The organism is Thalassoglobus sp., assembly GCF_048270125.1.
Lineage (GTDB): Bacteria > Planctomycetota > Planctomycetia > Planctomycetales > Planctomycetaceae > Thalassoglobus.
In genome coordinates this window covers 87,213-100,673 of record NZ_JBLWTN010000017.1, presented here as the reverse complement: position 1 = coordinate 100,673, position 13,461 = coordinate 87,213, and the positions used below count along the sequence as shown (strand labels likewise).

13 protein-coding genes are annotated in these 13,461 nt (G+C 51.7%); 6 read left to right on the top strand and 7 right to left on the bottom strand.

Features of this window, described 5'->3' with window-relative positions; all coding sequences use genetic code 11:
• Window positions 1-236: 236 nt before the first annotated feature.
• The 3 genes from ACN0YR_RS17335 to ACN0YR_RS17325 all read right to left on the bottom strand — a co-directional run bounded on the left by ACN0YR_RS17335 (window position 237) and on the right by ACN0YR_RS17325 (window position 2,440).
• The gene (locus ACN0YR_RS17335; protein ID WP_417850494.1) at window positions 237-1,112 is read right to left on the bottom strand and encodes a pirin family protein; all 876 of its coding nucleotides are present in this window, start codon (window positions 1,110-1,112) and stop codon (window positions 237-239) included.
• A gap of 190 nt (window positions 1,113-1,302) precedes the next feature.
• Window positions 1,303-1,731 carry a DoxX family protein gene (locus tag ACN0YR_RS17330; protein ID WP_417850493.1) on the bottom strand — a complete coding sequence of 143 codons (429 nt, stop codon included), beginning with the start codon at window positions 1,729-1,731 and terminating at the stop codon, window positions 1,303-1,305.
• 40 nt (window positions 1,732-1,771) lie between these two features.
• A complete protein-coding gene (locus tag ACN0YR_RS17325; RefSeq protein WP_417850492.1) occupies window positions 1,772-2,440 on the bottom strand; it encodes an isochorismatase family protein in 669 nt (222 codons plus the stop codon).
• A 175-nt stretch (window positions 2,441-2,615) separates the two neighbouring features.
• Here ACN0YR_RS17325 and ACN0YR_RS17320 point away from each other — a divergent pair, with 175 nt between their 5' ends.
• The 4 genes from ACN0YR_RS17320 to ACN0YR_RS17305 all read left to right on the top strand — a co-directional run bounded on the left by ACN0YR_RS17320 (window position 2,616) and on the right by ACN0YR_RS17305 (window position 7,254).
• Window positions 2,616-2,957, top strand: a complete 342-nt coding sequence (locus ACN0YR_RS17320; protein WP_417850491.1) for a winged helix-turn-helix transcriptional regulator — start codon at window positions 2,616-2,618, stop codon at window positions 2,955-2,957.
• Between the two features lie 277 nt (window positions 2,958-3,234).
• Window positions 3,235-4,458 carry a sialidase family protein gene (locus tag ACN0YR_RS17315; RefSeq protein ID WP_417850490.1) on the top strand — a complete coding sequence of 408 codons (1,224 nt, stop codon included), beginning with the start codon at window positions 3,235-3,237 and terminating at the stop codon, window positions 4,456-4,458.
• A 221-nt stretch (window positions 4,459-4,679) separates the two neighbouring features.
• Entirely contained in the window at window positions 4,680-6,392 is a 1,713-nt protein-coding gene (locus tag ACN0YR_RS17310) for a M14 family zinc carboxypeptidase (RefSeq protein ID WP_417850489.1), read from the top strand.
• A gap of 127 nt (window positions 6,393-6,519) precedes the next feature.
• Entirely contained in the window at window positions 6,520-7,254 is a 735-nt protein-coding gene (locus ACN0YR_RS17305) for an SDR family oxidoreductase (RefSeq protein ID WP_417850488.1), read from the top strand.
• 211 nt (window positions 7,255-7,465) lie between these two features.
• Here the strand turns inward: ACN0YR_RS17305 and ACN0YR_RS17300 are convergent, their stop codons facing one another.
• From ACN0YR_RS17300 to ACN0YR_RS17290, 3 genes are all read right to left on the bottom strand, one after another.
• Window positions 7,466-8,032: a cysteine hydrolase family protein gene (locus ACN0YR_RS17300; protein WP_417850487.1), complete on the bottom strand. Its 567-nt coding sequence runs from the start codon at window positions 8,030-8,032 to the stop codon at window positions 7,466-7,468.
• Between the two features lie 105 nt (window positions 8,033-8,137).
• Window positions 8,138-9,214, bottom strand: a complete 1,077-nt coding sequence (locus ACN0YR_RS17295) for a pyridoxal-phosphate dependent enzyme (protein WP_417850486.1) — start codon at window positions 9,212-9,214, stop codon at window positions 8,138-8,140.
• A 185-nt stretch (window positions 9,215-9,399) separates the two neighbouring features.
• Entirely contained in the window at window positions 9,400-10,875 is a 1,476-nt protein-coding gene (locus ACN0YR_RS17290) for a M81 family metallopeptidase (protein ID WP_417850485.1), read from the bottom strand.
• 189 nt (window positions 10,876-11,064) lie between these two features.
• On the opposite strand from ACN0YR_RS17290, the gene ACN0YR_RS17285 reads away from it, so the two are divergent.
• A complete protein-coding gene (locus ACN0YR_RS17285) occupies window positions 11,065-11,226 on the top strand; it encodes a hypothetical protein (RefSeq protein WP_417850484.1) in 162 nt (53 codons plus the stop codon).
• 167 nt (window positions 11,227-11,393) lie between these two features.
• Window positions 11,394-12,425 (top strand): metal ABC transporter solute-binding protein, Zn/Mn family, encoded by a 1,032-nt coding sequence (locus ACN0YR_RS17280; protein ID WP_417850483.1) that lies wholly within the window; start codon window positions 11,394-11,396, stop codon window positions 12,423-12,425.
• Between the two features lie 119 nt (window positions 12,426-12,544).
• Here ACN0YR_RS17280 and ACN0YR_RS17275 read toward each other — a convergent pair whose 3' ends face one another.
• The gene (locus ACN0YR_RS17275; RefSeq protein ID WP_417850482.1) at window positions 12,545-13,264 is read right to left on the bottom strand and encodes a Swt1 family HEPN domain-containing protein; all 720 of its coding nucleotides are present in this window, start codon (window positions 13,262-13,264) and stop codon (window positions 12,545-12,547) included.
• Between the last annotated feature and the right edge of the window lie 197 nt (window positions 13,265-13,461).

The window sequence follows — 13,461 nt, the reverse complement described above, 5'->3', positions numbered from 1 at the left end:
TCGATTGTATGAGAGATGAACATGCTTTTGTATTCTTCACAGCTCCAGGAACAGTTTGCAGGAACAACTTGCAGCTGACGAAACAGAATGACCAATCCACCTGAGACATTCATGGCTCGCCACGACACAACCTCATGCTGTGTCGGACGAACTCTGTACGGCTCCGGTTTTGCAAAGGCGACAGAATGAAACAGTCCGGCATTCTCGCCGCCTCACCAATTGAGCCCCCCCTCGCTTCACGTCGTCTCTGAGAGCCGGCCCATTTTGCCAGCCTTGTAATCGCGAATCGCTTTATGAATTTCCTCGCGAGAATTCATCACAAACGGTCCCTGTCCCACAACAGGTTCGCCAATTGGCTCTCCTGTGAGGACAAGAATCCTTGATTCGGAATCAGCAGCGATCTCGACCGATGTTCCCTCACGATCAAACACAACCAACTCGACCGCCTTCGCGAACTCATTGTTCACGTTCACGCTTCCCGACTGGACGACCAGCAACGATGTGTGTCCACTTGGGATTGTCAGTTCCGTCGAACCTCCCGGGTTCAATTGCACATCCCAAACGTTGATCGGTGTGAAGGTCGATGCGGGGCCAATTGCGTCGAACAATTCACCCGCAATGACGCGCGCGGTTCCAGCATTGTTCGGCAACGAAACACTCGGAAACTGCTCCGCCAACAGGTCTTGATACTTGGCTGGCGATCCCTTGTCTTTCGACGGAAGATTGACCCACAGTTGCACCATCTCCAGCAGCCCACCCTGTTTGGTGAACTCCTGGCTATGGAACTCTTCGTGAACAATCCCGTTCCCGGCAGTCATCCATTGCACATCGCCAGGGCCGAGCATTCCACGTCCACCACTTGAATCACGGTGTTCGAGTTCGCCCTGATAAAGAATGGTGACAGTTTCAAAACCTTTGTGCGGATGCTCTCCGACTCCACGCTTGGCATCCCCCGGCTCAAATTCATGCGGCCCTGCATAGTCAAGTAACAGGAACGGGTCGAATTCGTTGCCTCCCCCGTAGGAGAACAAGCTCCGCACCGGGAATCCATCCCCGACCCAATGCTGGGGAATGTTGCGGACGATTTGTCGGATGCTTTTTGCAGTCTTCATGTTTTGCCTTCCGCGATCTCACACGCCGACTCTGCTTGACGTTTGGTTGTCGATTGTTGAAACCGTTCGTCAACAGCCGGTCACGTTCGTTGATTGACACTGTTTGCATCCGTGCTGGGAACCAGATCCGTCCCAAAGGTCAAGGGTTTGCTTACGGCTTGTTACGTCCTGTTGAAGCTGAACCACGGATTCAAGCTTTCGACTTGCCACTCCGTGCTGGTGAACTCTTCTTGCCCCATAGAGAGTGGTCCAGCGAAAACCTGCCGGGACCAGTGAATACGATGGCTGCGTAGACCGACAGGAAAATTGCCGCCAGTTCCTTTCTTTGCCACGGGTCAGCCCCGTGAATCACGAAGAGCGCGATGATCATCGTGAAAGCTAGTGGCAACGCCGCCAGTCGCGTTCCTAATCCGAGGATCAGCAACAGCGAGCAACCGACTTCAGCACCGATCGCCGCGATTAGACTCATCTGGCTTCCTATTCCGAGTGGATCGGGAAATTTGTTGGCCAGTCCACTGAAACCGGCGAGCTTCTGGTAGCCATGGATCAGCATAAAACCACCGATGGCTACTCGAAGTATTAGTAGTCCGGTCGAAAGTGCCGTGTCTTTGTTGATCATCGTGTCACTCCATTCTTCGTCAAAACTGTGTTCTTGTTTTTCACTGGTATTTATCCATCTTCGTTTCAGGCCCATCTTTCACAACTGCCTGAGCCTTGGCAAAACTTTCCATTAAGCACTGATACGTCGGAACAATGTGTTCTGCAATAATTTGCCCAAACTGCGAGCCTTCAGGCCGGTTCCATGTCCGCATTAACTCCGCAACCATTGCGAATGTGTCCATCGGAATCGCCCCTGCCTGCGTGATGCGAGCGATCGTGAGATCGGTCGCCATCTTGCTCCAGTTCCCTGAAGCATCGACGACGCAATACGCCTTGTAACCTGCATCAACCGCACTAATCGCTGGGAAGGCCAGACAGACACTCGTCAACGTCCCGGCGATCACCAAGGTCTTGCGACCGGTCTTCTCGATCGCTTCCACAAACGGCGGATTGTCCCAGGCATTGATCTGTCCGGTTCGTGGAATGAACTGCGCGTGCGGGGCGAACTGGTGTATCTCGGGAATCAGCGGACCGTTGGGACCATCCGGGACTGACGCTGTCGTCAACACTGGAATGTCGAGCATCGTTGCAGTCTTTGCCAATGCGATCACGTAGTTTCGCAGGTCCGGGACGGGAAGGTCCTGAACCGTATTGAATAATCCGCTCTGATGATCGATGAGCAACATCACAACGTCGTCAGGGTCTATCATTCCGTTGGTGGATGCCATTTTGGACCTCTTAGAGATATTGAGTTGTAAACCACAGGTCACGAAGGATCATGCTCTCGAAACAGGTCGAAAGCTCACATCGTTTCAGTGACCTTGTTTTTTACGCCAGCTGATTCCACAATGCAAGTATGGGCGTAATTGTTAGTAGTTACAGTTAAGATACCACCCAGAGATTATGTTAAAAGAACAAGCAAAAAAAACACTGACTTGTCCAGTCGAAACCACGCTGAAAATCATTGGTGGTCGATGGAAAGTTTTGATCATCCACTTCCTGCTCAATGACACGATGCGGTTTGGCGAATTAACACGTTCGCTGAATGGGATTTCAGCGCGGACCCTCTCAAAGCAGCTCCGCGAACTCGAAGCGGATGGAGTCGTCCACCGCAAAGACTTCGGCGAAATCCCACCGAAAGTTGAATACTCGTTGACGCCACTCGGCAGGTCGCTGGAGCACGTCCTCCTCTCAATGGAGGCATGGGGGACCACAGTCGAGAAAGAACAGACGAAACGCAAATAGAGTTGAGGAGCCCACCAACCAGGTTGAAAGCAGAACGCGCACACCAATTCGGAAAATGCTGAAGAGGAGCAGTGATATGGAGAGGCATCATTCGCTTCAACGCAACTTCCACTCACTCGTTACTTGGGAAGCTTCTCGATGAGATACTCGAAGAACAAACGCCGAGGCAGTAACCTGAACGGTGCCGAGACGGCAATCGTTCCGCTCATTGAAAGCCACCAGGCTTAAGAAGTGGAATCCTTGAACGAACCACTCTCTCGACTCAAGAGTATTGACCATGAAATCCGGAATCAGCTTTTCACTCGTACTGTTATTGTCTCAAGTCGTTGTCGGTGACGAGGCCGACCGCATCGCCAGGCTTGAGAAGATTGCGGACCATGCACTGGAACAGCCGACGCTGAATACTTCACCACTCCCAGATTATGACTATGACAAACTCGATTATGGGATGACGATCGGAATTGATCGCACTCCGGGCGGACGATTGTGGGCGTGCTGGGTCGCGGGCGGAGATAGTCCCAAAGCGTTCTTTGTACTGGCGACGAGTGATGACAATGGTGAGAACTGGTCGAAGCCGCGCCTTGTTATCGACACCCATTCTCCAGACCTCCCTATGGATCGCAGTACACTTGTCGGAAACCTGTGGACTGATCCGCTCGGTCGATTGTGGCTATTCTTTGACCAGTCAATGCAGATGTTCGATGGCAGAGGGGGCGTTTGGGCAACTGTTTGTGCGAACCCCGACGCGGATGCTCCGGAATGGTCAAAGCCTACGCGAATCTGGCATGGTGTTACTCTCAACAAACCAACAGTCCTCTCCAATGGAGAGTGGATGCTGCCTATCTCACTGGATGAGCGGGGCGGACTGCATGAGTTCAAAGGCTGCTTTAGAGATCTCGATCCTTTACGAGGAGCAAATGTGTTCGTCTCGAAAGATCAGGGGACGACGTGGACTCGACGTGGGATGGCAAACTTCCCAAATCCAGATTGGCATGAGCACATGATCGTTGAACGTCAAGACGGGACGTTATGGATGCTCGCTCGAACTCGCAAAGGCATCATGGAGTCGACCTCTACCGACGTGGGGGTCACATGGTCCCAGCCGACTCTTTCACAGATTAAACACCCTGTTGCCCGGTTTCACATTCGCAGGTTGGCTTCCGGTCGATTGCTACTCATTAAACATGGTGATCAGATTGGGACTCATACGGGACGCGAACAGCTCAGCGCCTGGCTCTCTGAAGATGACGGCAAGACGTGGAAAGGTGGTCTCGTGCTAGATGAACGAAAAGGCATCTCCTATCCCGATGGGTTCCAGGCTCCTGATGGAACACTGTTCATTTCTTACGACCGCAACCGCGCGAAAGATGGTGAGATTTTGTTAGCTCGATTTACCGAGGAAGATGTCCTGGCGAAGAAATTGGTCAGCAAAAGCTCTCGCCTGAAAATTCTGATTTCAAAACCGCTGGCAAAGCGGGACCTCAAAGAAAAAACGAAGTAACAACACGACCGTCCATCCCGTTCGCAACAGCCAGCTTGGGGCGATCCCGTCACTTGGTCTCTCTTCGCAGGTCGAATCGAGAGATCGCGAATGCCAGACGAAATCAGTTTCATTAACTGAGAAGGTGGCAGTGCTTTGCTGTATGGACAATACTCTCTGTTGCGACCTGCTTGCCTGACTGATGCTCTTCATGCAGGGCATCTTTTTATGAGACAAACCACATGGCAAACTGTATAGCAAGTTGCACGGCAATCACCGAGAAAATCCATTCTCCACACCACTCCTCAGAAGTCATCGCGAAAACTGTCACCAAAGGATCGTTTATGTCCAAGTTGATCGTCCTGCTCCTCACAAGTTTCTGCCTGTATTCAATACCTTGCATTGCTCAGGATCAGGCCAATGTTGAGCGTGTGCACCGGGTGACTCATGATGAGTACGAGGCGACCCTGAAGTTTTGGGAACAAAAGTTTTCGGACTTTTTTGAATTGAAAGTCGTCGGAAGCACGGAGAAGGGTTATGACATTCATCTCATTAAAATCACTGATCCAGATGTTGATGACGCTCAGAAACAAATCGCTTTGATAACCTCACTGCATGGAGGGCCGGAGCGTTCCGGGACAACAACCGCGTTACACTTTGTCGAATGGGTGACTGGTGATTCTCCAGAAGCTCAAGAGCTGCGCCGCAAGCAAATTCTTCTGATCATGCCGATCAATCATCCCGAAGCATTTTTCGAAACGGATCGATTCGGCAACGCAGCCAAGATCGATCCCTACACAGGAGGAGGGCCGCAGCACTGGGATCTGAAAAAGCTTGAGTATCTCTCGCTCGACAAAGCTCCGGAAGTGAAAGCAGTTCTCAAAGTCGTTGATCGCTGGCAGCCTGAAATTCATGCAGATCTCCATGGCACAGGGTTGCAAGAGTATCCACTGGAGAAGCTGGGAGACCGAACCCGATACCAAGGTCAGACGATGTTTGAGGTGAGTGGGTCGGCCTATTCCAACTTTGCTCTGCGGCCGTGGGACTGGCGGGTGACTGAAGCAATGATCAAGTCAGGAGAACAGGCAGGCTATCCATCGGACCGTTTCGAAGCTGATGCACAACGATCTTTTCATGGTCCGGCAATGAGTGGAATCAGCGACAGGACCTGGTCCGGGCAGTCGAACTTCTACACTGCTCAATACGGGTATGCGAAGTATCACACGATGGTGAGTACGTTTGAAATTGGCTGGGAACAGAGCGGAATCGCCCGATTGCGTGGCCTGTTGGAAATCGGAAACAAGCCCTGGCAAAATGAACCATACGCCGGCTACCCGGTCAATCGGGTAAAGTTCTTCATCGGGCACTTCGTCACAGCTTATGGAAACACCGCTGCGGAGCGTCGTCAAAGCCGTGTCCAGTTGTGGCAGAATCAGGGGCAGTTTGGCCAAGCTGTGCTCTATCCCCAAACCGATGGCCGCGATACCTATTTCGTGACCACATCGGCAGCTGCCAATGAGCTGTTAGTGAAAGACAAGGATCAATTTCTGGAAGGACTTTCAAAACGAAAAGATATTGACTTTGATTCGTTCCAGCAAATTCTACGTCGAGGCCCCGAGGTGCAGGTTGCCGTCAGCAAGCCAAGTCAAAAGGTCGAGTCAACATATTCAAATGAGAACGGGATTGGCTTTCGCTTGCGAATTCCATATCGAAATCCACAATTCGACAGTATCAAACTGAATGGTCACTCCCTCAAACAAGATGCCAAAAATGGTTGGACCTCTTGGTTTGCAAACGGCTACACACAGGTCCAAATCAATTTGCCACCGAGTGAAACCAAGAATCAGGATCTGTTCCTGGTGACTTGCGAATACACACCGGACGAAGTCCGACGAATCGGCTGGGAACCTCCGCAGGAAGTCCAGGAACAACTCAAGTCGAAAAACAAACAGTGAGCAACTGGAGTGATACTTCCTCAGGCTCTTTCACTCTCAGTGAAGCGGCACGAGTGTTGCAACCGAGCAACATTCATGACATCGCAAACTGTTCTGATCCATCACGATGAATAAGAAGAAACAGATCATGTCCCACAATCGAAGTGCATTGGTTACCGGCGGGTCGGGCGGCATCGGGAGTGAAATTTGCAAACGACTGGCGCGGGACGGATATCGTGTGGTCGTTCACTACGGAACCGACCAGAAGGCAGCAGAGGAAGTCGTTCAGGAAATTACAGAGTCGGGTGGCGTTGCAATCGCACATTCGGCAGACGTGACGAATGAAGACGAGATACAAAGCCTGTTCGAATCTGCGATCACTGAATTCGGCAGTTTGAATGTCGTGGTGGCGAACGCAGGTGCCGGTGGGGGCGGTCCGGTTGAGGATGTCGAACTGGCTGACTTCAAGAAATTAGTCGACGTTAATCTTGTTGGAGCTTTTCTAACACTTCGCGAAGCAGCACGAAGACTGAGTGACGGCGGAAGGTTGATCTTCATCTCGTCGCAGTTGGCCGAACGACCTCGCATCGGAACAGGCGCGTATTCAGCGACGAAGGCCGGAATTGATGCCATGATTGTTTCGATGTCACACGAACTGGGAACGAAGGGAATTACTGTCAACAGTATCCGCCCCGGAGCAACAGAGCCCGGCATCTTCGCTGGAAGTAATGAAGAACGGAAGGAATTTTTCCGCAACCTTTCTCCCTTCAAGCGACTCGGTCATCCTAACGATATCGCCCCGATCGTTTCGTTCCTGGCTAGCAACGACGCAGCCTGGATCACCGGACAGCACCTCCGCGCAGATGGCGGAGCATCAAACTGATTCGAGAGCAGCTTGCCCTACCGAGTGCCAGTGAAGAACACGTTTCATCAATAAAATTGCTGTTCGCCACGATGCAGAACTTGCATACCAATGCGACAGATGCTCTATCCCGCTGCTTGCTGACCTCGTTACGGACTGTGCATGCCACAAACTGCGTACCACATCGCACATGGGTGTGAGACAGAGTCCGTGAACGAATTCATCGCAAAAACTACTTGAGTTCAGCCAGTAGTTCTTCGGTTGAGGCGACTCTGGCGTAGCCGAAGTCCAAGGCGGCCATGAAGGCGGCGTGGACCAGATTGGCGGGGACAGCCGTGCCATTAAACTCCAGCGCGAGCGTGGCACAGGCATCGTGGGCGACGGTGCATTGGTAGCCGAAATCGTTGGCGGCGCGGGTCGCGGCGTCGACACACATGTGGCTCATCGCACCACATATTAAGACTGTCTCAACGCCTTGCTCGTCCAACACTTCCTTGAGATTGGTCTCGCGAAAGCAGTTGATCTGATGCTTGAGGACAACCGATTCGCCCTCGTTGGGTTGAACAGTTGTGTGAATTTCTGAACCAGGAGTATTCGGGGCAAAGAACGGAGCGTCACTCGTCGGGAATTCATGCCGGACATGGACAATCGGAAGCCCCTGCTTCCGGAAAGCTGCCAGCAGATCAGCAGCCTTCGCTGCGGCTGCTTCTGTTCCTTCCAGTTCCCATTTCCCATTGGGGAAATAATCATTCTGCAAATCAATAATCAGCAATGCTGTTTTAGTCGCGGGCTTGGTCATGGTCGAACTCTTGGTATGCGAATGAGTGGTGTCAGAAATTTTATTTTATGAATTGGGTCAGGAAATCTCCTGCGAATTCAGTGTGGCAGGATGTTCCCGTTTTGCTTACCACTCATCAATTGCACTGATGTCAACAGTTGGACAGTTGACGTCGCTGTTGATGCGGTCGATGGCGGCGGAGTCTTTAAAGCCGGAGCCGGAGACGATGCAAACGATTTTCGCATCTTTGTCGATCTCTCCATTTTCGGCAGCTTTCAAAGCTCCTGCCAGTGCGACTGAGCCAGCTGGCTCGGAGAAAATGCCCTCTTCTCGGGCCAGACGTTTTTGAACGTCCCAGACGAATTGATCTGTCACCAGGTGACCAGTCCCTCCTGTGGCTCGGCATTCTGCGACAGCCAGGTGACCGTCGACAACACTGGCAACTTGCAGACCACTGACTTGAGTTGTGCAGGCAACCGGTTGTGCGCGTTTGGCTCCATCGCGAAGAGGTCCGGAAATCGTGTTGTTCCCTTCGGGCTGGACACATTCGACAGCTGGAAGGTTTTCGAGTTTTCCTTTCTCGACCATTTGCCCGAACCCACGTGCCATTGCGACACACAAACCCCCTCCTCCTGCGGGGCAAAAGACGTGATCGATTCCCTCCGGAGACTGCTCTGCGAGTTCGAAGGCCATTGTTTGCACGCCGGACATGCCTGTAGAACTGTAAACAAAAGCACTGACCTGCAATGCAGAATCGGGACGCTGGCCAAGCCTCTGAAGTTTCTCAAGAACGTTCGTCGTCGTGGTGGCGTCGGTTCCGAAATTCTTGATGCGGGCAATCTTCGCACCGTAGGCCATCATTTGAGTCAGCTTTCCGAGTGGGGCGCCTTCAACAATGGCGATGCGGCATTCAATCCCCGCGGCTGCGCAGTACGCTGCCAGTGCAGCTCCTGTGTTTCCGCTGGAAGTGGCGATGCATTTCCTTTTGCCTTTGGCGACCATGTGCGAAATCCCGGCGAAAGCAAACCGGTCTTTGTAGGAGCCAGTCGCATTTCCGGTTTCCAGCTTGAAGAACAAATTCTTCAACCCGGCAGCTGGGCCGATGCGGCGAGATCGCATCAGCGGAGTGTCTCCCTCACCCAGCGTGATGCGAGCTTCAACAGGAACCGGTTCAATCAAGTCCGCCCAACGCCAGATACTCATTTCGTTCTCGTTTCTCTATGAGATTTCATAAACGATAACCGGAAACTTCATGCATCCGGCTAATCTGTTTCGTGATAAATTTTAGGCCACTCACATTCTTTTGTGTTTATGAGGGGCTTTCCAAGTGATATCTCACTCATTTTCACGAGACAGATCACGTTCAACTTACTTCATAAGCATTCTAGTTAATAATTTGTTTCGCGTTCCAGTGGAAACATTGGGGTTCGGCGGTGCTGGTAGACCAGACGGCTCATGTCGGCACATGTTGAGCCGGAGGTGTTGACTCGAATGAATTGATCGCAAACATCGCGATAAGCTGCGATTGGAGCGTTGACTCCTTTGGCTACCAGGAACCGGAAGTTGTTTGGATCAAGATCGCAGCTGATGAGTTGATGCAAACTGAATGGGACCATCCGCAGCGTCGTCAGCATCAATGTCAGGCCATGTTCGGTTTCACAGATGGCGGTCTTGCCCTGGTCAAACTCTACGATACCGCCGTGCCGTGGTTGCGGCTCACTGAACTTGCCATCGTGCAGAGAGCGGACAGTCACTTCAACTTCAATTGGCGATCCGTGAAGTTTGTCCGTCTTTCCTCCCACAGTGAGTGTGAGCTTTTCTCCAACACCAGCTCTCTCGCACAGAGAAACCGCTTGTGGATCGTACAAACAACCGATAGCTGGCCCAATTTCTGCTTTATGAATGGCATCCATAAGTTCGGTTCCATCCGCCGAAGAGCCCCCACCAACGTTGTCGCCCATGTCGAGCAGACAGATTCGCTCAGAGGATTCTTTACAGAGTTCAATTGCCTGGGCGACTGAAGTGAACTCCCCGGCGAAGTTCTCTCGCATCTCCCACATTGTTGTGGCGAGTTGCTTGGAGAGGACGTCTGCAAGCATCTCGTTCCCGTCTGTCACAACGATCACGGATGAGCCCATTTCTTCCACGTCGGCATAAGGAAACCCGAGCAGGATACTATTCGAGAGGACGCCACCGATTTTGAGTTGGGCGTCTGCTGCCTCGTAAAGCGGTCGCAAATGTGGTTCTTCCGTACATTGTCGTTCAATGCTGATTGCGAGCGGAGGGAATTGAGCCGACATCGTGGGCGTCACTTCTTTGCGAACAGTTTTCACCATTAAATTGGCAGCCTCGATGCCCCGTTCTCGCTGATCAAGATGCGGATTCGACCGATAAGCGACGAGTGCGTCACAGCTGTCGACCATTAATGGGGAGACATTGGCGTGGGCGTCGAGTGTGCCGATGATCGGGACGTCGGGACCGACTAAAGACCGCAATTCGGAGAGCCAATAGCCATCGGCATCCGGAAATCGTTCGCTGACAGTCGCTCCGTGCGGTGCAACCAGATAACCATCGAGAGAACCTTTGTTGCGGACGATATCGAGCAGGTGGTTGATCAAGGCTTCGAAATCACCGGAAGGGATTGTTCCTGATGGGAGTGCTCTCGCAGCGAAGAGCGGGACTGCTTCCACTCCTTCTGCTTCAAGACCAGCAAAGAAACCGCCCACTTCGTGGTGTGAATCGGCGAGATCTCGACGGATTGCTTCACCAGCGCGAAGGAGGTTTTGTCGAAATGAGTCAACCGTTGTTGGCTGGCAGGAAAAGGTGTTTGATTCGTGAAGAAACGCAAGGATGCCGATTCGCATAGTGGAGGTCAGTCTTGAAGGTAATGGCTAAGTGAGTTGGTTTTATGATGAGTACGAGGATTTCACAAACACGTTCGCTCGCTCAAGCTGTCTTCTGCAAATTGCATTGAGACTTCATTGAGACTTAACTGCCCAGAGTCTTTTCGAAGAATCAGTTCAACAAGCTCTCAACGAATCACGCTCAACGAAATGGACAACTCAGCTGGTTCGCGGCTGCAAACAAAGTCGAACAGACAGCAGTCGATTCGTCAAGAAGTAACGACCGCATTCGTGGAGATGTCGGCATCTCAGCTACCCGCGATGCTTGCGAAAGACGATCACGACGACGAAGCAGCCTTTCGATATGAGTGAGGCTTTGTGAAGTGAGCCTCTTGGGAAAATGAGAACCATGCCGAACTGTACCCAATGCTACGGATTCGTTATACTCCCGAGTTCACCAGCAGGCAGCACGCGTGGTGGTTGCACCATGGCTGCCAGTGAAGGTTCTTTTTCACCCTGAAACTGCGTCGAGGAAGTACATGCGGAGACAACTCCCTAAGTTCCAAATTGTTCTATTGAGTGCGATTTGCCTGATTGTTTTGACATCGGTCGTTTTGACACAGGGATGTACAAAATCATCAGAGACGAACAGTCCCCAAAACGCTGGTTCGCCAACCACCGCCGAAAACCGTATTTCAGTGGTCGTGACGACCGGCATGGTGAGTGATCTGGTGCGTCATGTCGCAGGAGATTATGCCGACGTGGTGGGACTGATGGGAGAAGGTGTCGATCCGCACCTGTTTCGCCCGACAAGTTCCGACATCGGAACACTGATGAAGGCTGACCTAATCATCTATTCAGGGTTAATGCTGGAAGGCCCGATGCAACCTCAGTTCGAACTGGCACGCCGAAAAGGTCGCACCGTGTCCGCCGTCGCAGATGGGCTTCCCAAGAGTCAAGTTCGGTATCCTGCCGGACTGGAAGATCATCCAGACCCGCATATTTGGGGAGACGTCGAAACATGGGCGATGAGTCTGGATCATGTAGTCCGGGTTCTAAGCGAATTCGACCCGAAACATGCAGACGAGTATGCAGCGAATGCAAACGCCTATCGAGCGAAACTGATGGAAGTCCACGAGTACGCCAAATCTGCAATCGCAACCATCCCAGTGGAGCAACGCTACCTGGTGACTGCTCACGATGCGTTTGGATACTTTTCAACTGCATATGAAATTCCGGTGAAGTCAGTCCAGGGGATCAGCACAGAATCAGAGCCAGGCGTTCAGGATATTAACGAACTCGTTGATTTCCTCGTGCGGAACAAGGTTCCTGCGATCTTCGTAGAATCGACCGTGAATGCCGCCAACATTCAAGCTGTCGTCGAAGGTGCCAAGCAACAAAATTGGAACGTAAAAATCGGTGGGACTTTGTATTCAGACTCACTCGGAGCGCCGGGGACCTATGAGGGAACTTACATCGGAATGATGGATTCCAATGTTACCACCATTGTAAAAGCTCTCGGCGGAAAAGTCCCAGAGAAAGGGCTTCATGGAAAACTGTCACTCAAATAGAGACTGGCCAGATAAAAGCGGGCCAGAGCAAATTTTTTCCACGCGAACAACAGTTGTGTTCAAGCAGGCACCGGAAACAACGTCTCAACTTTGGAAGCCTCAATGAGAGTAAGCCTCAGCTAATTCTCGGAGACCGATTTGCAGTAGGGGCAAGGCTTTCGATAGACGATCCGATGGCATCGAGAACACTCTCGGGGACCGTACAGCAACGGAGCGGCCATTTTGAATTGCTGGTAAATCAGATAAATAAAGACCAGCAAGACGAAGGAAATCAGAGTGATTGTCCCCTCGTTGCTGTACAAGATTGCGTGAGCGATAATCAGTCCGCAGCAAAGTCCATAAATCACGATGACCCAGGACTTATTCCGTTGAAACGCGGTTTTCTGAACCTGGTTATTCACCTCTTCAGCCACGTGCGATTCCAGCAAATCCGCTTTTTCCCGCTGGATCACGGAAACGTTCTCAGCGTTCACAGATGTCAGCAATCGATGGACACTATCCAGAATCCGAAAGGCATCATCGAAGTCAAATGATTGTTGATGTGCCCAGCGGTTTCGGAACTCGCGTAATTCGCTGACAAGACTCCGCTCGTAGTGCCCGAGGTCATGTCGAAAAACAGAGTTCCACTGATCCCACATGACTGTCAGCAGAGAGTGGGCGTCCCAATCGAACTCCTTCCCGCCGGCGGTCGTTCGGTCGCGGTCATCGCGAAAGCTTCCCTTCACAGCACGCATCCAATTATCTCGATGGATTGCACGCAGCTTATCTTCAACGTACGGAGCAAGTCCGACCGTTAGGAGATCAAGCGCTGTTGAAACACGTTCACGATATGTGGCCACGAAATCTTTACCTTGTTGAAGGTTCTGTTCGCCCCGCAACGAACTTCGATAATAGTAAGTAATTAAACAGAAGTGATGTAGTGCCGTTTTTTGGGATTGTTCATTTCTCGGTCTGACTCCCGGTTCACCCCGGTTCATCCATATTATGCGCCAAGAACAGAATTATCCGAATCTTCGTTGCCATCCGATTTGGATCA

Bases quoted from the DNA above. Each gene is read 5' to 3' on its own strand.
- ACN0YR_RS17330 (WP_417850493.1), bottom strand. From the start codon at position 1,731: ATGATCAACAAAGACACGGCACTTTCGACCGGACTACTAATACTTCGA.
- ACN0YR_RS17300 (WP_417850487.1), bottom strand. From the start codon at position 8,032: ATGACCAAGCCCGCGACTAAAACAGCATTGCTGATTATTGATTTGCAG.
- ACN0YR_RS17335 (WP_417850494.1), bottom strand. From the start codon at position 1,112: ATGAAGACTGCAAAAAGCATCCGACAAATCGTCCGCAACATTCCCCAG.
- ACN0YR_RS17325 (WP_417850492.1), bottom strand. From the start codon at position 2,440: ATGGCATCCACCAACGGAATGATAGACCCTGACGACGTTGTGATGTTG.
- ACN0YR_RS17320 (WP_417850491.1), top strand. From the start codon at position 2,616: ATGTTAAAAGAACAAGCAAAAAAAACACTGACTTGTCCAGTCGAAACC.
- ACN0YR_RS17295 (WP_417850486.1), bottom strand. From the start codon at position 9,214: ATGAGTATCTGGCGTTGGGCGGACTTGATTGAACCGGTTCCTGTTGAA.
- ACN0YR_RS17290 (WP_417850485.1), bottom strand. From the start codon at position 10,875: ATGCGAATCGGCATCCTTGCGTTTCTTCACGAATCAAACACCTTTTCC.
- ACN0YR_RS17305 (WP_417850488.1), top strand. From the start codon at position 6,520: ATGTCCCACAATCGAAGTGCATTGGTTACCGGCGGGTCGGGCGGCATC.
- ACN0YR_RS17310 (WP_417850489.1), top strand. From the start codon at position 4,680: ATGGCAAACTGTATAGCAAGTTGCACGGCAATCACCGAGAAAATCCAT.
- ACN0YR_RS17280 (WP_417850483.1), top strand. From the start codon at position 11,394: ATGCGGAGACAACTCCCTAAGTTCCAAATTGTTCTATTGAGTGCGATT.
- ACN0YR_RS17315 (WP_417850490.1), top strand. From the start codon at position 3,235: ATGAAATCCGGAATCAGCTTTTCACTCGTACTGTTATTGTCTCAAGTC.
- ACN0YR_RS17285 (WP_417850484.1), top strand. From the start codon at position 11,065: ATGGACAACTCAGCTGGTTCGCGGCTGCAAACAAAGTCGAACAGACAG.